The sequence below is a fragment of the Nonomuraea sp. NPDC050680 genome (assembly GCF_040654555.1).
GTDB lineage: Bacteria > Actinomycetota > Actinomycetes > Streptosporangiales > Streptosporangiaceae > Nonomuraea.
This window is the reverse complement of record NZ_JBFAIF010000007.1, coordinates 242,249-262,415: the sequence shown is the minus strand read 5'-3', so window position 1 is coordinate 262,415 and position 20,167 is coordinate 242,249. Positions and strand designations below refer to the sequence as shown.

Annotated in this window: 15 protein-coding genes; 6 read left to right on the top strand and 9 right to left on the bottom strand. The window is 70.6% G+C overall.

Annotated elements, in window-relative coordinates:
- The first annotated feature begins 29 nt into the window (after positions 1 to 29).
- Positions 30 to 2,126: an AAA family ATPase gene (locus AB0H88_RS25570; RefSeq protein ID WP_357648490.1), complete on the top strand. Its 2,097-nt coding sequence runs from the start codon at positions 30 to 32 to the stop codon at positions 2,124 to 2,126.
- Here the strand turns inward: AB0H88_RS25570 and AB0H88_RS25565 are convergent.
- Positions 2,089 to 2,685 carry an ATP-binding protein gene (locus tag AB0H88_RS25565; RefSeq protein WP_357648488.1) on the bottom strand — a complete coding sequence of 199 codons (597 nt, stop codon included), beginning with the start codon at positions 2,683 to 2,685 and terminating at the stop codon, positions 2,089 to 2,091. The two genes, AB0H88_RS25570 and AB0H88_RS25565, sit on opposite strands and share 38 nt — an antisense overlap.
- Positions 2,682 to 2,876 (bottom strand): DUF5999 family protein, encoded by a 195-nt coding sequence (locus AB0H88_RS25560; protein ID WP_357648486.1) that lies wholly within the window; start codon positions 2,874 to 2,876, stop codon positions 2,682 to 2,684. Before AB0H88_RS25560 ends, AB0H88_RS25565 begins: the two co-directional genes overlap by 4 nt.
- Positions 2,877 to 3,232: 356 nt before the next feature.
- On the opposite strand from AB0H88_RS25560, the gene AB0H88_RS25555 reads away from it, so the two are divergent.
- Genes AB0H88_RS25555 through AB0H88_RS25535 form a run of 5 tightly spaced genes read left to right on the top strand, consistent with a single transcriptional unit; the run spans position 3,233 to position 9,413 of the window.
- Positions 3,233 to 5,443: a LuxR C-terminal-related transcriptional regulator gene (locus AB0H88_RS25555; RefSeq protein ID WP_357648484.1), complete on the top strand. Its 2,211-nt coding sequence runs from the start codon at positions 3,233 to 3,235 to the stop codon at positions 5,441 to 5,443.
- A 59-nt stretch (positions 5,444 to 5,502) separates the two neighbouring features.
- The gene (locus AB0H88_RS25550) at positions 5,503 to 6,972 is read left to right on the top strand and encodes a sugar ABC transporter ATP-binding protein (RefSeq protein WP_357648482.1); all 1,470 of its coding nucleotides are present in this window, start codon (positions 5,503 to 5,505) and stop codon (positions 6,970 to 6,972) included.
- Positions 6,969 to 8,075: an ABC transporter permease gene (locus AB0H88_RS25545; protein ID WP_357648480.1), complete on the top strand. Its 1,107-nt coding sequence runs from the start codon at positions 6,969 to 6,971 to the stop codon at positions 8,073 to 8,075. The genes AB0H88_RS25550 and AB0H88_RS25545 overlap by 4 nt, the downstream gene beginning before the upstream one ends.
- 10 nt (positions 8,076 to 8,085) lie before the next feature.
- Positions 8,086 to 9,222 (top strand): substrate-binding domain-containing protein, encoded by a 1,137-nt coding sequence (locus AB0H88_RS25540; RefSeq protein WP_357648478.1) that lies wholly within the window; start codon positions 8,086 to 8,088, stop codon positions 9,220 to 9,222.
- 41 nt (positions 9,223 to 9,263) lie between these two features.
- Positions 9,264 to 9,413: a hypothetical protein gene (locus AB0H88_RS25535; RefSeq protein WP_357648476.1), complete on the top strand. Its 150-nt coding sequence runs from the start codon at positions 9,264 to 9,266 to the stop codon at positions 9,411 to 9,413.
- Positions 9,414 to 9,415: 2 nt separating this feature from the next.
- On the opposite strand, the gene AB0H88_RS25530 is transcribed toward AB0H88_RS25535, so the two are convergent.
- From AB0H88_RS25530 to AB0H88_RS25500, 7 genes are all read right to left on the bottom strand, one after another.
- Positions 9,416 to 11,119: an ABC transporter family substrate-binding protein gene (locus tag AB0H88_RS25530; RefSeq protein ID WP_357648474.1), complete on the bottom strand. Its 1,704-nt coding sequence runs from the start codon at positions 11,117 to 11,119 to the stop codon at positions 9,416 to 9,418.
- Between the two features lie 17 nt (positions 11,120 to 11,136).
- The gene (locus tag AB0H88_RS25525; protein WP_357648472.1) at positions 11,137 to 13,161 is read right to left on the bottom strand and encodes an ABC transporter ATP-binding protein; all 2,025 of its coding nucleotides are present in this window, start codon (positions 13,159 to 13,161) and stop codon (positions 11,137 to 11,139) included.
- Positions 13,158 to 14,033, bottom strand: coding sequence for an ABC transporter permease (locus AB0H88_RS25520; protein WP_357648470.1), 876 nt, complete (start codon positions 14,031 to 14,033; stop codon positions 13,158 to 13,160). Before AB0H88_RS25520 ends, AB0H88_RS25525 begins: the two co-directional genes overlap by 4 nt.
- Positions 14,030 to 15,016: an ABC transporter permease gene (locus AB0H88_RS25515; protein WP_357648468.1), complete on the bottom strand. Its 987-nt coding sequence runs from the start codon at positions 15,014 to 15,016 to the stop codon at positions 14,030 to 14,032. Before AB0H88_RS25515 ends, AB0H88_RS25520 begins: the two co-directional genes overlap by 4 nt.
- 89 nt (positions 15,017 to 15,105) lie before the next feature.
- The gene (locus AB0H88_RS25510) at positions 15,106 to 17,448 is read right to left on the bottom strand and encodes an AAA family ATPase (RefSeq protein ID WP_357648466.1); all 2,343 of its coding nucleotides are present in this window, start codon (positions 17,446 to 17,448) and stop codon (positions 15,106 to 15,108) included.
- Positions 17,449 to 17,512: 64 nt separating this feature from the next.
- Positions 17,513 to 18,409: a haloalkane dehalogenase gene (locus tag AB0H88_RS25505; RefSeq protein WP_357648464.1), complete on the bottom strand. Its 897-nt coding sequence runs from the start codon at positions 18,407 to 18,409 to the stop codon at positions 17,513 to 17,515.
- Between the two features lie 15 nt (positions 18,410 to 18,424).
- Positions 18,425 to 20,155: a hypothetical protein gene (locus AB0H88_RS25500; protein WP_357648462.1), complete on the bottom strand. Its 1,731-nt coding sequence runs from the start codon at positions 20,153 to 20,155 to the stop codon at positions 18,425 to 18,427.
- Positions 20,156 to 20,167: the final 12 nt, after the last annotated feature.

Sequence of the window (20,167 nt, the reverse complement as noted above, 5' to 3'; positions counted from 1 at the left end):
CAGCACGCCTCGGACGACCAGAACACATCATGATCCAGGCAGAGCGCGGTCGTACGGTCCGGGCCCGTCCTCGCGTGGAAGGGTCCAGCTTCGTCGGGCGCCGGCACGAGCTGGCCGCGGCCAGGAGAGGGCTGTCCCAGGCCCGGTTGCTGACCTTGACCGGCACGGGCGGTGTCGGCAAGACCCGGCTGGCGCAGCGGGTCGCGGAAACCCTTCAGGGCACCTACAAGGACGGCGTCGAGGTCGTCGAGCTGGCCACCCTGGAGGCCGGCCACCTGCTGGAGCCGGTCGTCGCCGGGGCGCTGGGCCTGCGCGAGGCGGGACCCGACCCCATGACCGCGCTGGTGGACCACCTGTCGAACAAGCGGATGCTGCTGGTCCTGGACAACTGCGAGCATCTGCTCGACGACTGCGCCCGCTTCGTGACCCGGCTGCTGCGCAGCGCTCCCAGGGTGCGGATCCTGGCGACCAGCAGGCAGACGCTGAGCGTGTACGGGGAGCAGGTGCTGCAGATCTCGTCACTGTCCGTGCCGGGCTCCGGCCACCCTCTCAGCCACATCGCCCGGCACGATTCGGTGCGCCTCTTCGTGGAGCGGGCGGCGAGCGTGGCGCCTGGTTTCTCACTGGACGCGAGCAATGCGGCGACCGTGGCACGGCTGGCCCAGCGTCTGGAGGGGATCCCGCTGGCGATCGAGCTGGCCGCGGTGCAACTACGCGCTCTTCCCCTGGAACAGCTGGCGCGCGAGTTGGACGAGCGCTTCGAGGTGCTGGCGACGGGGAGCCCCGCCGCGCTGCCCCGCCATCAGACGCTGCGCGCGACCATGGACTGGAGCTTCCGCCTGTGCTCACCGGCGGAGCGGCGGCTGTGGACCCGGCTGTCGATGTTTCCCGGCGGGGTCGACCTGGACGGCGCCGAGGCGGTGTGCTCGGGGGACGGGATCTCCCCCGCCGAGGTGATCGATCTGATGACCGGGCTGGTGGACAAGTCGATCCTGGTCTGCGAGCGGTGGGCGGCCGGGCTCAGGTATCGCATGCTGGAGAGCATCCGCGCGTACGGGTGCGAGCGGTTGTCGCCCGCCGAGAAGCGCGTACTGTGCCGACGCTACATCGACCACTACCGGGATCTGGTCGATCGGCACCGGATCGACGAGATCGTCCCGGATCAGGCCGAGCGATACCTGCTCCTGCGGCAGGAACTTCCCAACGTGCGCGTCGCACTCGAGCTGTGCCTCAGTGAGCCACGCCTGGCTCGCGTGGGGCTCGAGACGGCGTCGGGGCTGGGGTCCTTCTGGCTCCTGGCCGGCGCCCTCACCGAGGGCCGCTACTGGCTGGAGCGCGCCCTGGAGCTGACGCGTACGCCGGACAGCGCGCGGGCGACGGCGCTCTGGCTGGACAGCATGCTCGCCCTGCGCCAGGGCGACCTGGCGGCGGCGGTGCCGCGACTGCGGGAATGCCATTTCCTGGCCCGGCAGCCGGGGAACGAGGATGTCCTGCCGTTCGCCATCCGGACCTCCGGTGTCGCCGCGTTCTCCACGGGTGACACCCAACGTGGCCTCGCGCTCCTGGAGGAGTCGCTCGCCCTCTTCAGGGCCGCCGGAGACGTTCACGGCGTCGTGCTCAACCTGTACTACGCGACCGCGTACGGCTCGACCGAGAACCCGGAGCGAGCCGTTCGGCTGGGCGAGGAGCTCTTGGCGCTGAGCGAGGCTCATCACATGATGGTGTCCCGCGGGTACGCCCAGCTGGCGCTCGGTATCGCCGTGTGGAACCTGGGTGACTACCCACGAGCCGACGCGCTGGTGAGGGCGGCCGCCGAGTTGACCGACGAGATCAACGACCGCTGGTGCCTCATGCAGTGCCTGGAGGTGCTGGCGTGGATCGCCGGTGCGCGTGGGGAGCATGAACGGGCCGCCCGGATGCTGGGGGCGGCGCACTCGCTGTGGCAGGCGGCGGACGCCTCACCCACTCGGCTGTGGTACCACGCGAAATGGCACGAGCGCTGCGTGGCGCAGGCCCGCGACACACTGGGGAATCGGGCGTTCGCGGCGATCTTCCGGACCGGGGCCAGACTCGGCGTGGAAGGCGTGTTCACCTGTGATGTGCCGACTTGTGCGGCGAAGGACTGAACCCGTCAGATTTCGCGGAGCAGTCCACGGAGAGTTCGAACCAGACGCTCTTGCCCCTGAGCGTGGATTCGCTGCCCCAGCAGCAGGCCAGCAGGTCGATCATGTCCAGTCCGCGGCCGTGCTCGTCTCCCGGTGTGGCCGGTTGGAGATGGAGCGGCGCGCTGCCCGCGTCCTCGACTTCGCCGCGCAGCAGGCCGTCACTGGCGTAGAGGGTGAGCCGGTGCGGTCCTGGCGCATGGCGCAACGCGTTGGTGACGAGCTCGCTGACCAGGAGCTCGGCGACCTCGGCCAGTTCATCGAGTCGCCATGCGGCGAGCCGGGCGCGGGTGAGACGTCGCGCCTCGGGCACCGAGGGCATGCCCGGGGGAAGCGACCAGGAGGCGACCTCCATACCGGGCAGGTGGCCGGAGCCGGTGACGATCTCTCCGAGGCGCCGGATGCCGGCCTTGAGGCGGTCCCGGAGCGGCGTGTGGTTGTTCCAGGACACGGCCGTTTCCCCCGGGTCGTTCTGCCGGAGTGTGCTCTCGTTCATGAGCGCGGATCCGGAGTGCTGGTTCATGCTGCTCTTCCGTAGTGGCAATAGTGGGCGGGAACGCTGCGCCCGTCGGGCAGGATCTCACCGTTGTCCTCGAAGACCACCACGCCGTTGCACAGCAGGCCCCATCCCTGCTCGGGGTGGAAGGCCACCAGGCGCGCGGCCTCGCGGTCGCAGGCGTATGCGGATGGGCACCGAGGCTGGTGCTGACACATGATCATTTCCTTGTTCGGTCGCCACTGTCACGACGTTCTTTGCTGACCGAACCAGCATGCGCATGCGGACCGTGGATGTAGGACGGGATAAATGCCCGGATAATTACCCGTTCCTACCTACGTAGGTACGGAGCCCGAAGGTGTGGAGCGACTATCATCGCAGGTCAGGACGTCATCAGCTGAGTGGCCGCTCACACCGGGCTCGCCGAACTCGGGTGGCCGAGATGAGTTAGCCTGAAGTTGTCATGGGGACGATGACACGGCGGCAAGCGGGGAACCTGCCAGCCGAGTTGACGAGTTTCGTTGGTCGTCGGCATGAGCTAACCGAGACCAAACGTCTGCTTTCCGCTGGCCGGATGGTGACGTTGACCGGCGTCGGCGGGGTGGGCAAGACGCGGCTGGCGTTGAGGGTCGCCGCGGAGATGTCACGGGCGTTCCCTGACGGGGCGTGGCTCATCGACCTGGCTCCGCTGACGACCGAAGAACTGCTCGCGGAGACCATCGCCGACACGATCGGCTGCCGCCAGCCGAATGTGGCCGCTCTGTCCGAGCACCTGCTCAACAAGCGATTGCTCCTGGTGCTGGACAACTGCGAGCACGTGCTGAACGAGTGCGCCATCCTGTCCGGCAAGCTGCTCTCCGCGACGACCGAGCTGCGCATTCTCGCGACCAGCCGGCAGTCGCTCCAGGTGCCGAGTGAGCACCTCCTGGAGGTGCCGCCGTTGACCGTACACGGGACGAGCGAGGCGATGGTCGCGACCGCCGACGCGCGCTACGAGGCGGTGAGACTGTTCGAACACCGTGCGGCGGCCGTCGTGCCGGGTTTCACCGTCGATGCCGCCAACAGCGCGGCGGTGACGCGGCTGTGCCAGCGGCTCGACGGGATTCCGCTGGCCATCGAGCTGGCGGCAGTGCGCATGCGGGCGTTGTCCGTCGACCAGATCCTCGAGCGGCTGAACAACCGGTTCCGGTTGCTGGCGACAGAACGCTCGGTCGTGGCACCCCGCCAGAAGACGCTGCGGGCGCTGGTGGACTGGAGTCATGACCTGTGCTCTCCCGAGGAGCAGATGCTGTGGCAACGGTTGTCGGTGTTCTCCGGCGGCTGCGATCTGGAAGCGGTCGAAGAGGTGTGCTCGGGCGACGGTATCGCCCGGGAAGACATCCCCAGCCTGCTGATCGAGCTGGTCGACAAGTCGATCCTGCTGCGCAGGGCGCAGGACTCCGGCGTGCGTTTCGAGATGCTGGAGACACTCCGCCAGTACGGATGGGAACGGCTCACCGATTCCCGGCAGGAAACGGCGCTGCGGCTGCGGCATCGCGACTGGTGTCGCGAGCTGGGCGCGCGGGCGGAGGCCGAGTGGTTCGGCGAGAATCAGATGGAATGGCTCGTCCGGATCCGTCAGGAGCAGGCCAACGTACGGGCGGCGCTGGAATTCTGCCTGACAGAGCCGGGTCAGTCCTGGGCCGCCCTCGAGATCGCCGCCGCGATGTGGAGTCACCGGCTTTCGTGGAGCTCCCCCAGCGAAGGACACCACTGGCTGGAGCGGGCGCTGGCCCAGGAGCCCGGCCCCACCGTCGCGCGGGCCAAGGCCCTGTGGGTCGATGCGTGGCTCCTGCTGTTGCAGGGCGACCTCTTGGCCGCACAACCCCTGTTGCGGGAGTGCCGTGCGCTGGCCGAGCGACTGGGCGATGAGGCTCAGCTCGCCGGCGCGCTCCACATCACCGGCTTCGCCGCGCTGCTGGCCGGAGACTTCGCCCGCTCGTTCACCCTCCTGGAAGAGGCCCTGGTCCGCCGCCGCGCCCTCGGCCACCGGGGTCATTCATGGGTCGCCCTCTTCCAGCTGAGCATGGTCGCCGTGGTCATGAACGATCCCCGCTCGACGACGCTCTGCCAGGAGGTCCTGGAGACGTCCCAGAAGGCGAACGCGGACTGGTCCGTCTCCTACGCGTTGTGGATCACGGCCCTGGACCGCTGGCGGCGCGACGATCCAGGCACCGCCGTCACCATGATGCGCGACGCGCTGAGGCTCAAGCTGCGGTGCAACGACCATTTCGGCATCGCCGAAGGCCTGGAAGGACTCGCCTGGATCATCGCCGATCAGCATCAGGACAGCCGCGCCGCCCACCTGCTGGGCGCCGCGCACACGGTCTGGCGATCGATCGGGACGTCGCTCTCCGGACTCGGACATCTTGCGGGTCTCCACCGCCGATGCGAGGCTCAGCTACGACAGAGCCTCAGGAACGAAGCGTTCACCACGGCCTTCACGCGCGGCTCGGAGCTCACGCTCGACCAGGCCGTCGCCTACGCGCTGGAGGAGAAGCCGGCGAGAGACACCGCGAGCCCTCCGCCCGAATCCGATGTCGCCTCCGCCCTGACCCGCAGAGAGCGGGAGATCGCCGAACTGGTCGCACAAGGGCTGAGCAACAAGGAGATCGCGGAGACCCTGGTGATCGCCCAGCGCACCGCCGAAGGCCATGTCGAGAACATCCTGCGCAAGCTGAGTTTCACCTCCAGGGCACAGGTCGCCAAGGCCTGGAGTTCGCGACAGCGGGCCGGTAGACCGTGACATTTCTCGCGGGTTCGGCGTCGCGGACCGCCTCCGAGCCGCTCATCCGCATCCGTGGAGTGAGCAAGCGGTTCGGCGGCATCTCCGCGCTGGAAGGGGTGGATCTCGAACTCCGCCCCGGCGGCATCCTCGCCCTGCTCGGACAGAACGGCGCCGGCAAGTCGACGCTGATCAAGATCCTGGCCGGCGTCTATCGCGCCGACGAAGGGGAGATTGTGGTGGCCGGCCATCCGCTGGGCAGCCAGGCCGCCTCCCGCGGCATGTCGTTCGTCCACCAGGACCTTGGCCTCGTCGAGTGGATGTCCGTCGCCGAGAACATCGCCCTGGGCACCGGCTATCGGCGGCGCGGCGGCCTCATCTCCTGGCGTGGGGTGCGCGAGCGCTGTGTGGCGGCCCTCCGGTCCGTCGCGATCCACCTCGACCCCGATGAGCAGATCGCCGGCCTCACCCGCGCCGAGCGGTCGCTCGTCGCCATCGCCCGCGCGCTGGCCGCCGAAACCGAGGTCATCGTCCTCGACGAGCCGACCGCGAGCCTGCCCGCGCCCGACCGCGCCCGCCTGTTCGACGCGCTCCGCGCGCTACGTGCGCGGGGTCACGGGATCGTGTACGTGAGCCACCGGCTCGACGAGGTGCGTGAGATCGCCGACAGAGTCGCGGTCCTGCGCAACGGGCGCCTCGTCAGCCAGGGCTCCCTCACCGGCGGCCAGTCCACCACCCTCGTACGTGACATCGTCGGGCGCGAACCGACGGCCCATCGGCGCCCGAATCGCGACCTGGGACGGGTGGTGCTGAGCCTCGCCGGCGTGCGCACCGGGCAGGCCGGTCCGATCAGCCTCGACCTGCGGGCCGGCGAGGCCATCGGTCTCGTCGGCCTCACCGGCGCCGGGCACGTGGATCTCGGCCGCGCTCTGGCCGGCGCGCACCCCATCCTCGCCGGCCGCGTGCTGCTCGACGGGCGGCCCTACGGTCCGCAGTCGGTGTCGGCGGCCGTCGACGCGGGTGTCGGCCTGGTGACGAGCGACCGGCAGGAGGAAGGCGCCGCCCCGGGCCTCAGCGTCCGGGAGAACTTCCTGGCGAACCCCAGGGCACACGGCCGATCACCACTGAGCTGGATCCGGCCCCGCGTGGAGCGCGCCGAGGCGGCGGCGCTCGTCGCGTGCTTCGGCGTCCACCCCGTGGATGCCGAGGCGCCGCTTGCCACCCTGTCAGGCGGAAACCAGCAGAAGGTCATGATCGGCCGTTGGCTCGGCACGAACCGCCATGTCCTGATCCTCGAGGAGCCGACGGCCAGTGTCGATGTCGGCGCCAAACCCGAGATCTACCGGCTCCTCGACGAAGCCCTTGCCGCCGGGCTGGCGGCCATCCTCGTCTCCGCCGACTTCGAAGAGGTCGTGAACGTGTGTGATCGCGCCCTCATGTTCGTCCGGGGGACGGTGACCACCGAGGTGGCCGGTGCGGCCCTCACGGTCACCGCGCTCACCAACGCCGCGTCGGCCGCACCCGGCGCCACTGGTGCGACTCCCCGATGACCACGGGATCCCCGCGCCGGCGGCGCACCGCCGGCCACTTCATCGGCCGCTATGGACTGCTCGCTTTGACGGTCGTCCTGTTCGTCGTGTTCACGCTCACCCTGCCGGACACCTTCCCCACGATGGCCAACCTGACGTCGATCCTCTCGACTCAATCGATCACCGCGATCCTGGCACTGGGCGCGATGATCCCCATCATCACGGGGAAGTTCGACCTGTCCATCGGCTATGGCATCGGGCTCGGACACGTCGTGACCTTGCAACTCATCATCGCCAACGGCTGGCCGTGGCCCCTGGCCTGTCTCGGCGTGGTCATCGGCGGCGCGCTCGTCGGCGTGATCAACGGCCTCATCGTGGAGTTCGCCCGGATCGACTCGTTCATCGCCACCCTGGGCACCGGCAGCGTGCTGTACGCCATCACGGGCTGGACGACCAAGGGCGCCAGGATCGTTCCCGGCCCGCAAGGTCTTCCGCCCGCCTTCACCGGCATATCCGACTCCAGGTTCCTGGGCCTGCCCGCCCCCGCGTTCTACGTGCTCGTCCTCGCCGTGGCGCTCTGGCTCGTGCTCGAACGCCTTCCCGTCGGCCGTTACCTCTACGTCATCGGCTCGAACCCGCGGGCCGCCGACCTGATCGGCATCCCGACCCGCCGCTACGTCGTCTACGCCTTCGTGGGCTCCGGGCTGGTCACCGGCTTCGCGGGCGTCCTGCTCGCCGCTCAGCAGCAGATCGGCAATCCGAGCGTCGGGCTGGAGTATCTGCTGCCGGCGTTCGTCGCCGCCCTGCTCGGCTCCACCGCGATCAGACCCGGACGGGCCAACCCCCTCGGTACCGTCGTCGCCGTCGCCGTCCTCGCGATCGGCCTGTCGGGCATCGGTCAGCTGGGGGCGGACTTCTGGGTGACGCCGCTGTTCAACGGGGTCACCCTGCTCATCGCGGTCGGACTCGTCGGCTACGCGGCCCGGCGCCGGCTGCACGCGGGACCGGCCGCGTCCCGCCGCCCGCCGCCGCCTCCGCCTCCGTCGGGGGCGCCATCGGTAGAGTCCGCCGCCACACAGCCCCGCGACCCATCGCCACCACGAACCGTCCCACCCCCGGGGTAAGGATACGAGCGTGAACCGCTTCTCACGCACCGCGACGGCGCTGGCGGTGGCCTGCGCGCTCGCCGGCGGCTGCTCCCGGGGCTCGTCCGGCTCGGCTCCCGACCCCGCACCGGGCCCGTCGGCGAACACGTGTCCCGGCGTCCTGTCCACGGCCGGGCAAGCCGTCGCCCGAGCCCAGGAGGTCCTCCCGTGGAACGGTCCCACGAACGGTCCGCGAGCGGTCCGCGGCAAGAACATCGTGTTCGTCGCGGCGACCATGACCAACCCCGGCGTCGCGGGCACGGCCGAGGCGGTGCGGGAAGCCGGCGGGTCCATCGGCTGGAACGTCCGGGTGATCGACGGCCAGGGCACTCCGGCCGGGGTACGGGAGGCCCTCGGCCAGGCCGTCGCCCTGCGCCCGTCGGGGATCGTCATCGGCGGGTTCGACCCGAACTCCGCCGCCGAGCAGGTCGAGCAGGCCAGTGACATGCGCATCCCGCTCGTCGGGTGGCACGCGGCGAGCCGGCCAGGACCCGGCGCGAACCGGAGCCTCTTCACCAACATCACCACCCGGGTGGAGGACGTCGCGAGAATCAGCGCGTTCTGGATCATCGCCAGGTCGAAGGGGCACGCGGGAGTCGTCATCTTCACCGACTCGTCGATCCCCTTCGCGGAGAACAAGGCACAGCTGATCAAGAAAACGCTGCTGAGCTGCTCCGGCGTCAAGCTGCTGTCGTACCAGAACATCCCGCTTCCCGATACGGGCAGCCGCACGCCTCAGGCGGTCTCCTCACTCGTGTCGCGCTTCGGCGACGGATGGACCTACTCGGTCGCCATCAACGACCTCTACTTCGCCGACGCGGCGGCGGCGCTGCGCGCCGCGGGCAAGGCCGGCGAGGGGCCCCCCTACGCGATCGGCGCGGGTGACGGCGACCCGTCGGCGTTCCAGCGCGTCCGAGACCGGCAGTTCCAGCAGGCCACCGTTCCCGAGCCGCTGAACGCGCAGGGCAGCCAGATCGTCGACGAGTTCAACCGCGCGTTCGCCGGGCGGCCCCCGAGCGGATACGTCGCGCCGGTGCATCTGATCACGCGACGCAACGTCGACGACGCCACCTCGTGGGACCCCCCGGGCTATCGCGCCGCCTACGAGCGGATCTGGAAGGGCTGACCAAGTCGAGTTCCGTGGACCGCTTTGGGTAAGGGACCCGCATGGCAACCCTCATGGATCGGGTGCGCGCGTATCTGCGCAGCCCCCAAGGCAAGCAGACGATGGAGAAGGCCAAGCGCATGGCCAACGACCCGGAGAACCAGCGCAAGGCCCGGCGGTTCCTGGACCGGCTGCGCTCGCGGCGGCACTGACCTCAGCGGGTGAAGCCGATGTCCTGGTAGCGGAGGTCGTAGAAGCCGCGGGCCCCCACGTTGGCCAGCGTCTCGCTGACCGCCACGTTCTGCGGCCTCTGGTACAACGGCAACACGTTGACCTCCTGCCAGATCAGCTTGTCCGCCGCGTTGGTGTCGGCGTGCGCCTGCCTCAGGTCGAGGTTCTGGCCGGCTTTGTTCATCGCCGCGTCGATCTCGGGCGAGCCCACGCGACCGAAGTTGGCGTTCCACGCCTGTCCGTTCGGCGAATTGGCGTAGATCCCAAAACTGCTCGAAACCGGAAAAGGCGTGCCAATGTACGCAAACGGCGTCATATCAAAGTTGCCGGGAATGACGTACTTGGTGAAGAAGTCATCGCTGGGCACGGCCTGGATGGTGAGCTTGACCCCGATCTGGGCGAGCATGCTCTGCGCGAGCTCACCCTCCGACTTGCCGGTCTGGACGCCCGATGGGACCACGAAGCGCAGGTTGAGCGGCTTGCCGTCCTTCTGGCGGACGCCACCGGCTCCCAGCGGCCAGCCCGCCGCGTCGAGCAGGCGCCTGGCCTGGGCCGGGTCGTAGACGCCCAGGGCGCCGGCGTTGTCCTGGTAGCCCTCCTGGGTGTTCATGAAGAAGTGGTTGTTCAGCAGCGCGATCGGCCAGTCGAGGCCCTGCAGGTCGGACTGGGCGATCGCCTGGCGGTTGATGCCGAGCTGGATGGCCTGCCGGACCCGCTGGTCCGTCAGCAGCTCACTGGAGCCGTTGAAGGTGATGTGGCGGAAGTCGGGGCCCGCCGCCTGACGTACGGTCGCGCCGGGGGTGGTCTTGGCGCGCGCGTAGTCGGGCGCCGACGGACCGACGTCGGTGATGTCGAGTTCGCCGTTGCTGAACGCGCCGATCAGGGAGTCCTGCTCGGAGGCGCGGTAGATGATCTGGTCGAGCTTGGCCCGGTCGCCCCACCAGGTGTCGTCGCGGACGAGTGTGATCGTCTTCGCCGTCTGGTCGAAGCCCTTGAACTTGAACGGCCCGGCCGTCACCGGGATCTTGTTCAGCCAGGCGGTGTTGTAGGCCTCGGGGCTGCTGTTGGTGGAGGCCGGCAGCAACGGGCTGAACAGCGACTTCCAGTCGCCGAAGGTCCGGGCGAACGTCACCACGACCGAGTAGTCGTCGCGCCCCCGCCGTACGTCGGAGATGTCCTGGTAACCGGTGGACGAGACGATGTGGAAGGCGGGATTGGTGCCGTTGAGCGCCTTCCACTGGGCCTGGTAGTCGGCCCAGTCGATGGGCTTGCCGTCGGACCACTTGGCCTTGGGGTTGAGCGTGTAGGTGACGACCTGGTGCGGGTCGCGGGAGGTGACCTCGGCGCTGATCAGGTAGTCGGGGTTCGCGGTGATGTCCGCCTTCTCGTCGGATCTGAACGGCGCGGGCAGCAGCGCGTTGCTGACCACGGCGGCCACCGCGAGGTTGCCGTCGACGTGGTTCCTGTTCCACTGGGTGGGGAACTCGTTGATGCCCCAGCGCAGCGTGCCGCCGTCCTTGACCTTCTCACGCGGCTGCGGGTTGATGTCGTACGCCTTGACGTTCCGCTCGTCTCCCCGCGGGCCGCCCGCGAGGCCATCGCTGCCGTAGCCGCCGGGACCCCGGCCGCAACCCACCAGGCACAGCGAGCCGGCCAGGGCGGCCACGATCAGACGTGATGCGTTCATCGAGCGAATCCTCCCGCTTAGGTGACTTCGAGCTTCTCGGCGTAGTGACAGGCCGCGCCCTGGTCCTTGTCGAGCAGGTGCACCGAAGGCTCGACGGCCACACACACCGTGCGTTCGTCATCGGTCAGCGCGGCCCTGAACTTCGGGCACCGGGTGCGGAAGCGGCAGCCCGACGGAGGGTCGGCCGGACTGGGGAGATCGCCTTCGAGCAGGATCCGCCGGCGCGAGCGCTCGCGGACCGGGTCGGGCAGCGGGATCGCGGACAGCAACGCCTGTGTGTACGGGTGCGCGGGAGCGTCATAGACGGCGTCCACCTGCCCGATCTCGGCGATCCTGCCCAGGTACATGACGGCCACCCGGTCGGCGATGTAGCGCACCACGGCCAGGTCGTGCGCGACGAACAGGTAGGACAGCCCGAGCTCGGCCTTCAGCGCGTCGAGCAGGTTGATCACACCGGCCTGGATCGACACGTCGAGCGCGGAGACCGGCTCGTCGAGCGCCAGGAACCTGGGTTCGAGCGCCAGCGCGCGGGCGATGCCGATGCGCTGCCGCTGCCCGCCGGAGAAGTCCTGCGGGTAGCGGGCCGCGTGGGAGGGGTCGAGCCCGACCAGGTCGAGCAGCTCGGCCACCCGCCCGCCCGGATCGCCCTTGCCATGGGTGCGCAGCGGCTCGGCCAGGATGTCGTAGACGGTCATGCGGGGGTCGAGGGAGGCGAGCGGGTCCTGGAAGACGACCTGCATGTCGCGCCTGATCGCCATCCGCTCGGCGCCGCCGAGCCTGGCGGTGTCGTGCCCGAGCACGACGATGCGGCCCTCCTGCGGCTCGGTCAGCTCGAGGATCTCCATCAGCGTCGTGGTCTTGCCGCAGCCCGACTCGCCGACGAGCCCGAGCGTCTCGCCCTCGCGTACGTCGAAGCTGACCCCCGCCACCGCGTGCACGGTGCCGACCCTGCGCTTGAACACCGATCCGCGCAGCAGCGGGTAGCGCTTGACCAGCCCGTCGACCTTCAGCACCGGCTGACGGTCCTGGCGCGGCCGTCCGTCGCGCAGGTCGACGGGGACCGCGTGCTTGGCCGCCACGCGGGGGCGTACGTCCTGCCAGCGGATGCACGCGGCCTGGTGTGCCGGGCCGACGTCGACCAGCGGCGGCTCGGCGGCCTCGCACGCGTCGAGCCGCATCGGGCAGCGCGGCGCGAACGGGCAGCCCGGCGGCAGCGCCGCGGGCGACGGCGGCGCGCCCTCGATGGGCACGAGCGGGTGGCGCCCGTCGGTGTCGACGCGCGGGATGGAGCTGAGCAGTCCGACGGTGTAGGGCATGCGCGGCCCGTAGTAGATGTCGTCCACGCCGCCCACCTCGACCGGCCGGCCCGCGTACATCACCAGCACCCGGTCGGCGAACCCGGCCACCACCCCGAGATCATGCGTGATCATGACGATGGCGGCGCCCGTCTCCCGCTGGGCCTTCTTCAGCACTTCGAGCACCTGCGCCTGGATGGTGACGTCGAGCGCGGTGGTCGGCTCGTCGCAGATGATCACATCGGGGTCGTTGGCGATGGCCATCGCGATCACCGCGCGCTGCCGCATCCCGCCGGAGAACTCGTGGGGGAAGGCCAGGGCCCGCTCGGCCGGGTTGGGGATGCCGACCAGGTCGAGCAGCTCGACGGCCCGGGCCGCGGCCTGTTTCCCGGTCACCTTCTGGTGGACGCGCACGGCCTCGGCGATCTGGTCGCCGACGCGGTAGACGGGGGTCAGCGCGGACAGCGGGTCCTGGAAGACCATCGACATGGTCTTGCCGCGCAAGGCGGTCAGCTCACGCTGCCGGGCGCCGATCAGCTCCTTGCCGTGCAGCCGCACCGAGCCGGTGACCGTGGCCCCCGGCGGCAGCAGGCCCATGACCGCGGCGCAGGTGACGGACTTGCCGGAGCCCGACTCGCCGACGATGCCGAGCACCTCGCCCTGGCGTACGGCGTAGCTGACGCCGCGTACGGCCGCCACCTCGCCGAAGGAGACATTGAGGTCGGTGACCTCCAGGACGGGAGTCACCGTGGCCTCCGGGAGGCGGGGTCGAACGCGTCGCGCAGCGCGTCTCCGATGAGGTTGACCGCGAGCACGGTGATCACCAGCAGCCCGGCGACGAACCAGAAGGTCCACGGCGCGTAGAGGGCGGTCCGGGAGCCGTCGGCGATGAGCGTGCCGAACGAGACGTCGGGCGGCTGGATGCCGAAGCCGAAGTAGGACAGCGAGGTCTCGGTGAGGATGGCCGCGCTGACGTTGAGGGTGGCGTCGACGATCAGCAGCGACGACAGGTTGGGGATGATGTGCCGGAAGATGATGCGCACCGGCGAGACGCCCATGAACCGGGCGGCCTGGATGAACTCCCGCTGCTTCAGCGAGATCGTCATCCCTCTGACGATCTTCGAGGTGACCATCCAGAGGAACAGCGCCAGCATGATCACGAACAGCACCCACTGCCCCGCCCCGAACAGCGGCGACATGACGGCCAGGATCAGGAACGCGGGCAGCACCAGGAGCAGGTCGGCGCCCCAGGTGAGCGTCCGGTCGGTCCAGCCGGGGAAGTAGCCGGCGAACGCCCCGACGACGGCGGCCAGCGCGGTGGACACCAGCGCCGCCAGCAGCCCGACGATCAGCGACTTGCGCATGCCGCGCAGCGTCACCGCGTAGACGTCGGCGCCGGTCTGCAGCGTGCCGAACCAGTGCTCGGCCGACGGCGGGCTGAGGAAGGCGGTGAAGTCCTTGTCGGTGTAGGACCACGGGCTGAGGCCCGGCCCGGCGAAGGCCAGCAGGAACAGCAGCACGAGTACGGCGAAGCCGATCCGCCCCTGCGTGGACTGGAAGAACCGCCAGGCGACCACCCGCAGCCGCGAAGGAGCCCTGCGAGCGACGAGCACGGTCATCCGGCCCTCACCCGCGGGTCGAGTGCGGCGTGCAGCAGATCGGCCGCCAGCGACGCGCACAGGACCGCGATCGCGGCGATGAAGGCGATGGCCGCCACGGTGTTGACGTCGTTGGTGAAGATGGAGTTGATCAGTTGTTCGCCCAGCCCGTGCCAGCCGAAGATCTTCTCGGTGAACGTCGCGCCGGTCAGCAGCGCGCCGAAGGTGAACGCGAAGTAGGTCGCGACGGGGATCAGGGCGGTGCGCAGGGCGTGGTGGATGAGCGCCTGGCTTCTGCTCAGCCCCTTGGCCATGGCGGTGCGGACGAAGTCGGCGCCGAGCACGTCGAGCATGGTGTTGCGCTGGTAGCGGCTGAAGACCGCGGCCAGCCCCAGCGACAGCGAGACCGTCGGCAGGATCAGGTGCCGCAGCCGGTCGCTCACGGTCCCCCAGAAGCCGGTGTCGAGCCCGTCGCTGTATTCGCCGCTGACCAGGAAGAGCCGGTGCCCGAAGAGCCGCTCGTTGGCCAGGGTGCCGAGCAGGATCAGCATGTTGGCCAGCACGACCACCGGCATCGCCAGCACCAGGAAGGACACCCCGGTCGACAATCGGTCGAACCACCCGTACTGCTTGACCGCGGCGGCGGCCCCGACGAGCACCCCCAGCAGGCTGCCGAAGATCAGCCCGAGCATGACCAGCCGGAAGGTGACGCCCATGCGCCGTTTGAGGTCCTCGTTGACCGGCGAACCGGTCACCGTACGGCCGAAGTCGCCCTGCACCACGCCGCCCGCCCAGGTCGCGTAGCGCTGGAGCAGGGGCGTGTGGTCGTTGAGGTTGAGCGCGGTGAGCTGGGCGTCCACGACGGCCGCGGGCGGCTTGGGGGTCCGGTCGGCGTAGTTGGAGCGCGGATCGAGGGCGCTGGCCGCGAGCATGTACGCGAGGCTGGCTGCGACGGCCACGAGCACCAGATAGTTGAGCAGCCTGCGGGCCAGGAACCCCGCCATCGCCCTCCCCTTCGGCGCGCACGATGTGTAGTCATATTGCTACACCATGCGAGCATCGGGGCGCACGGAACTACCAAACTGCAGTCTGCTTAACGTCCGGAAAGTTCGTCCACGGCCATGCGGACATCGTCGCTGGTGATAGTCGTCAGCTCCGCCGAGCTGGCCGACCCGCCACCCCCGGCCAGAGCGGCGAGCCGCACATCGCGACGCATGGCCGCGCGCTCGAACAGCGACCTGGCGAAGCGCCCGTTGCCGAGCCCGTCGATCAACCGCTCGTCACAGACCCAGGCGAAGACCTCGTCGAGGTCGCGCAGCGCCGCCTCGTCGAAGCGATCGCCCGATCTGTCGGCGAGCAGCACGGCGATCTCGGACAGCTCCCGCGCGGAGTAGCTGGGGAAGGCGACCCGCTGGTTGAACCGGCTGGCCAAACCGGGGTTGGTGGCCAGGAAGGTGTCCATCTCGCGCTGGTAGCCGGCCAGCACGATGACGAGCCGGTCGCGGTCGTCCTCGGCCCGCTTGAGCAGCGTCTGCACGGCCTCGGCGCCGAACGCGTCGCCGCCGGAGTAGCCGGGGTTGACCAGACTGTAGGCCTCGTCGACGAACAGCACGCCGCCCAGCGCCCGGTCGACCAGCTCGTTGGTCTTGATCGCGGTCGCGCCGAGATGCTGGCCGACCAGGTCGGCCCGCTGCGCCTCGATCACGTCGGGCCTGGCCAGCAGGCCGAGCGCGGCGAAGATGCGGCCGATGACCCTGGCCACCGTGGTCTTGCCGGTGCCCGGCGGGCCCGCGAACACGAAGTGGCGCGTCTGCGGCGGTGTGGGCAGCCCGCGCTCCTGCCGCATCCGGGCGACCTGGAGCTGGGCGGCGATGGCGTGCACCTGCCGCTTGACCGGCTCGAGCCCGGCCATCCGGTCGAGGTCGGCCAGCGCCTCCTCGATGGTGGGGGTGTCCTCGTAGCCGCGGAAGCGGGCGGTCAGCTCATCGAACGCCTTGGTCACGTCGGCGGTCGTGGTGGTCACCAGGTCCTCGGTGGTCGGCGTCCCGCCCGCGCCCACGACGCGTACGTCACGGGCCGTCGCCGCGGCCTCGACGAGGCTGCGGACGAACCTGGCGTTGCCCAGATCGTCGACCAGCCCGCGCCGCTGGACGTCCTCGAACAGGCCCAGCAGCGCGGCGCGCGCGTCGGGCGCCATCGTGTCGCCCCGCTGCCGCTGGAGCAGCTCGGTGATCTCCGACAGCTCACCGGGCGAGTAGCTGGGGAAGCGCACCCGGGTGGCGAACCTGCTGGCCAGGCCGGGGTTGCTGGACAGGAACGAGGTCATCTCCTGCTCGTAGCCGGCCAGGATGATGATCACCCGGTCGCGGTCGTCCTCGGCGCGTTTGAGCAGGGTCTGCACGGCCTCGGCGCCGAACCTGTCGGGCTGGCCGTCGGAGGAGTTGATCAGCCCGTAGGCCTCGTCGATGAACAGCACGCCGCCCAGCGCCCGGTCGACCAGCTCGTTGGTCTTGATCGCGGTCGCGCCGAGGAACTCCCCCACCAGGTCGGCCCGCTGCGCCTCGACCACGAAGGGCGTGTCGAGCAGGCCGAACGCGTAGAAGATCTTCGCCACCGTGCGGGCCACGCTGGTCTTGCCCGTGCCCGGCGGGCCGAGGAAGACCAGGTGCCTGGTCGGCCGGCCGGCCTTGTAGCCGGCCTCGGCCCGCAGCCGGGACGCCTCGATGGAGGCGGCGATCGAGCGGACCTGCTCCTTGACCGGGGCGAGTCCGATCATGCTCTCCAGCTCGGCCAGCGCCTCCTCGACCGAGATGTCGGGCAGCCCGCCGGCCTTCTCGGGCGGCGCCTCCGGCCTGCCGTCGCGGGCCCTGACCCGGACCTGCTCCTCGGCGCTCAGCGCGCCCCTGGCCCGGCGGGCGGCGATGAAGCGCTGGACGAGGACCGCGGTGGCGGCGCCGTAGGCGATCCAGACCGCCGCGGCGTCGGAGACGAAGGAGACGGCCGCGGCGAGCGCCCCGGCGGGGACGAGCGCCATCAGCACGGTCAGCCACGGCGTCACCCAGCGGATCAGGTGCGCGCCGGCGGCGACGGGCACGGCCAGCACCATCAACAGCGTGGGGGCCAGTGAGGGCGGCGGGAAGAGCGCGTAGAACACCGGCAGCAGCGCGCACCAGCCGGCGAGCACCAGCACGGTCGCGGCGGCGCGCGGGAAGCGCAGCGTCAGCGCGAGGAACGCGAGCACCAGCAGGGTGATGAGGAAGGTCTTGAACAGGTCCCAGCCGAGCGCGGCGGCCACACCGACGGTGGCGATGAGCACGACCACGTGCATCACCCGGCGCATGGCCGGGGGAAGATGGAAATAGCGCAGCCGCACCTGTTCAAACAGATCCCGCGCCGCGGTCCGCCCTGCGGCCTGGGCCCTGCCGGACTCACGCATCACGCCTCCCCGGTCCGCCCCTGGTTATACCGCACCAGACCGACGATTGGGCGGACCTGACACGCTAGGTGCCGGTGACGAATCGCGCGATGTGGCGGCCGAGTTCGCCGCCCGCGTCCTCCTGGAGGAAGTGGCCGGCGCCCGTGATCACCGGATGGGCGCGTCCCGCGGCGCCCGCCATCGACTTCATGAGGATCGGCGCCATACCCCCTGTTATCGGATCTCCGTCGGAGAAGGCCACCAAAAAGGGGCGATCGAGCGTGGTGAGGACCTGCCAGGCGGCGCGGTTGGCGGGTGCGGCGGGGTCGTCGGGGGTGATCGGGACGAGCCCCGGCATGGCCTTCGCGGCGGCTTTGTACGACTCGTCGGGGAAGGGGGCGTCGTAGGCGGCGCGCACGGCCGCGGGGAGTTCGGTCTTGCAGCCCGACTGGACGAATCTGGCGATGTCCAGCGCGGGAGCGTTCAGCACCGCGTCTCTGAAGCGGTGCCACAATTCGGGCATGGGACTGTCACCCGTCGGCAAGCCCGTGTTGGCCGCGACGATCCTGGCGATGCGCTCCGGATGCTCACCAGCGATCCGCAGCCCGATCAGGCCGCCCCAGTCCTGGCCGACCATGGTGACGCCGCTCAGCCCGAGCACGTCGAACAGCAGCGCGCGGGTCCACTCGACGTGCCTGGCGTAGGTGTGCTCGGCCCGTTCGGCCGGCTTGTCGGAGCGGCCGAAGCCCACCAGGTCGACGGCGATGGCCCGCAGCCCGGCCGCCGCCAGCTCGCGCATGACGTGCCGGTAGAGGAAGGACCAGGTCGGCTCGCCGTGCAGCAGCACCACCGGTGGCCCGTCGGCGCGACCCGCCTCGACGTAGGCCATGCGCAGGCCGTCGGCCACCTCGGCGTAGCGCGGCTCGTAGGGGAAGTCGGGCAGGTCGGCGAAACGCTCTTCGGGAGTACGGAGAGTCCGCATAGAACGATATTCTAGCTAGCGCCGCTGGTGCCGCCCGGGGAACTCCCCCATGAGCACCTGCTTGGGAGTGATCCGCAGCAGGTCCGAATCAGCCACGGCGATGCCGCGCACCTCCACCCAATATCTGCGCTGCAGCGGATCGGCGGCGAACACCGCCACGCGCGGATCCGCCTCGACGGCCGCGCGTGTCTGCGTCCCGGCGACCAGTCTGAGCTCTCCCGACGGGGTGACGGTCGCCGCCGTGCCCACGACGCGCGGGCCGAGGGAGTCGCCGAAGGACAGGACGACGCTCCTGGCGTACGCGAACGCCTGGCGTACCTCCGGAGTGAGCGCGACGGACGGGGCGTCGCCGGTGGGCAGGTCGCACATGATCAGTGACGCGCGCCAGGGCCCCGGCCCGCCACGCCACCAGGCCCGCGCGGCGCGCAGCGCGAACACCGCCACCGCGGCGCAGAGCGCGCCGAGTCCGGCCCGCCAGGCCCAGACCAGCCCCAGCAGGCCGCCCGCCGCGCAGGCCACGGACGCCAGCACGACCAGCCCGGTCGCGACCGGCAGCCATCTGTCCTCGTGATGGCGAATCCGCCGGTAGGAGGCCAGCAGCGGGTACGGCACCACCACCGCGAGTACGGCGGCCCGCGGCTCCACGGCCAGCGCCCCGCAGACCAGGGGCACCAGCACCGACCACGTCCTGCCGAGCATGATCCAGAGCGTGACCCCCGTGTTCCGCCTGGCCGTGCGCTCGGCGGGCACCCGGGCGAACTGGGCCAGGGCCCGCATCGGTCTGCCCCGCCATAGCTCGGCCAGCGCGCGCATGCCCGCCGTCACCGGCCAGCCGAGCACCACCACGCCCGCCAGAGCGGCCCACACCGGGTCGAAGGCGGACGGCAGGTCCGGCAGCGCGCCCATCGTCAGCCAGCCCGCGAACGCGACCACCGACGCGACGGCCGACACCAGGGCGGCGCCCAGCCAGGGGTCACGGCCGAGCATGGCGGGGACGTAGGACCACACCCCCACCCTGCGCACCTGCCTGAGCGTGATCGGGACGAGCAGGACCAGCACCAGGAGGCCGCCGAGCCGGCCCTCGCGGCCCCGGTCGAAGGCCGGGGCGGCCACGACGATGGCGATCGTCGCGAGCGCGAGCAGCAGGCGGGACTGGCGCGACCAGACCTCCAGCGCCCGCCTGGCCCGGCCGCTCTCACGCGGGTCGATCGGCCAGGCGGGGTCGCGGTGAGCCGGCAGGCGGTCCCAGCGCAGCAGCGTCAGCCCGAGATTGACGCGAGCCTGCGGATGCGCGGGATCCCGGTCGAGCGCGGTCAGATAGGCGCGCCGGGCCGGCGCGTGCTCGGCGCGGAGCAGCGCCTGGTCGCCCCGGAGCACGTGGGGGCCGGCCTCCTCGGGGGCGTACGCGCGGGCCAGCGCCGCCTGCTCGACGGCCTCGTCCCAGTGGCCGGGGACGCGGCGCAGCGCGGTGCCCAGCCGCAGCCGGGCCGGCCAGGAGCCCAGAGCGAGGCGCACCGCGTGCTCCGCGGGCGCGACCGCGTCGGCGTCACGGCCCTGGCGTTCCAGAGCGAGGCTGATCAGGCGGTAGGCCCACTCGCTGGCCGGGTCCATGTCGGCGGCCGTGCGAGCGGCCTCCAGCGCGGCTTCCGGGCGTCCCGCCTGGAGTCTGGTGACCGCCTCTGCACACCATTCGCGGGGGGATCTGTCGGTCCTGTCGGCACTTTCGGCGGTCCCCACGGACCCCATGATCGGCTGACC

Coding starts and splice junctions, on each gene's coding strand:
- AB0H88_RS25570 (WP_357648490.1), top strand. CDS start 30: ATGATCCAGGCAGAGCGCGGTCGTACGGTCCGGGCCCGTCCTCGCGTG.
- AB0H88_RS25565 (WP_357648488.1), bottom strand. CDS start 2,685: ATGAACCAGCACTCCGGATCCGCGCTCATGAACGAGAGCACACTCCGG.
- AB0H88_RS25560 (WP_357648486.1), bottom strand. CDS start 2,876: ATGTGTCAGCACCAGCCTCGGTGCCCATCCGCATACGCCTGCGACCGC.
- AB0H88_RS25555 (WP_357648484.1), top strand. CDS start 3,233: ATGGTGACGTTGACCGGCGTCGGCGGGGTGGGCAAGACGCGGCTGGCG.
- AB0H88_RS25545 (WP_357648480.1), top strand. CDS start 6,969: ATGACCACGGGATCCCCGCGCCGGCGGCGCACCGCCGGCCACTTCATC.
- AB0H88_RS25535 (WP_357648476.1), top strand. CDS start 9,264: ATGGCAACCCTCATGGATCGGGTGCGCGCGTATCTGCGCAGCCCCCAA.
- AB0H88_RS25530 (WP_357648474.1), bottom strand. CDS start 11,119: ATGAACGCATCACGTCTGATCGTGGCCGCCCTGGCCGGCTCGCTGTGC.
- AB0H88_RS25520 (WP_357648470.1), bottom strand. CDS start 14,033: ATGACCGTGCTCGTCGCTCGCAGGGCTCCTTCGCGGCTGCGGGTGGTC.
- AB0H88_RS25515 (WP_357648468.1), bottom strand. CDS start 15,016: ATGGCGGGGTTCCTGGCCCGCAGGCTGCTCAACTATCTGGTGCTCGTG.
- AB0H88_RS25510 (WP_357648466.1), bottom strand. CDS start 17,448: ATGCGTGAGTCCGGCAGGGCCCAGGCCGCAGGGCGGACCGCGGCGCGG.
- AB0H88_RS25505 (WP_357648464.1), bottom strand. CDS start 18,409: ATGCGGACTCTCCGTACTCCCGAAGAGCGTTTCGCCGACCTGCCCGAC.
- AB0H88_RS25500 (WP_357648462.1), bottom strand. CDS start 20,155: ATGGGGTCCGTGGGGACCGCCGAAAGTGCCGACAGGACCGACAGATCC.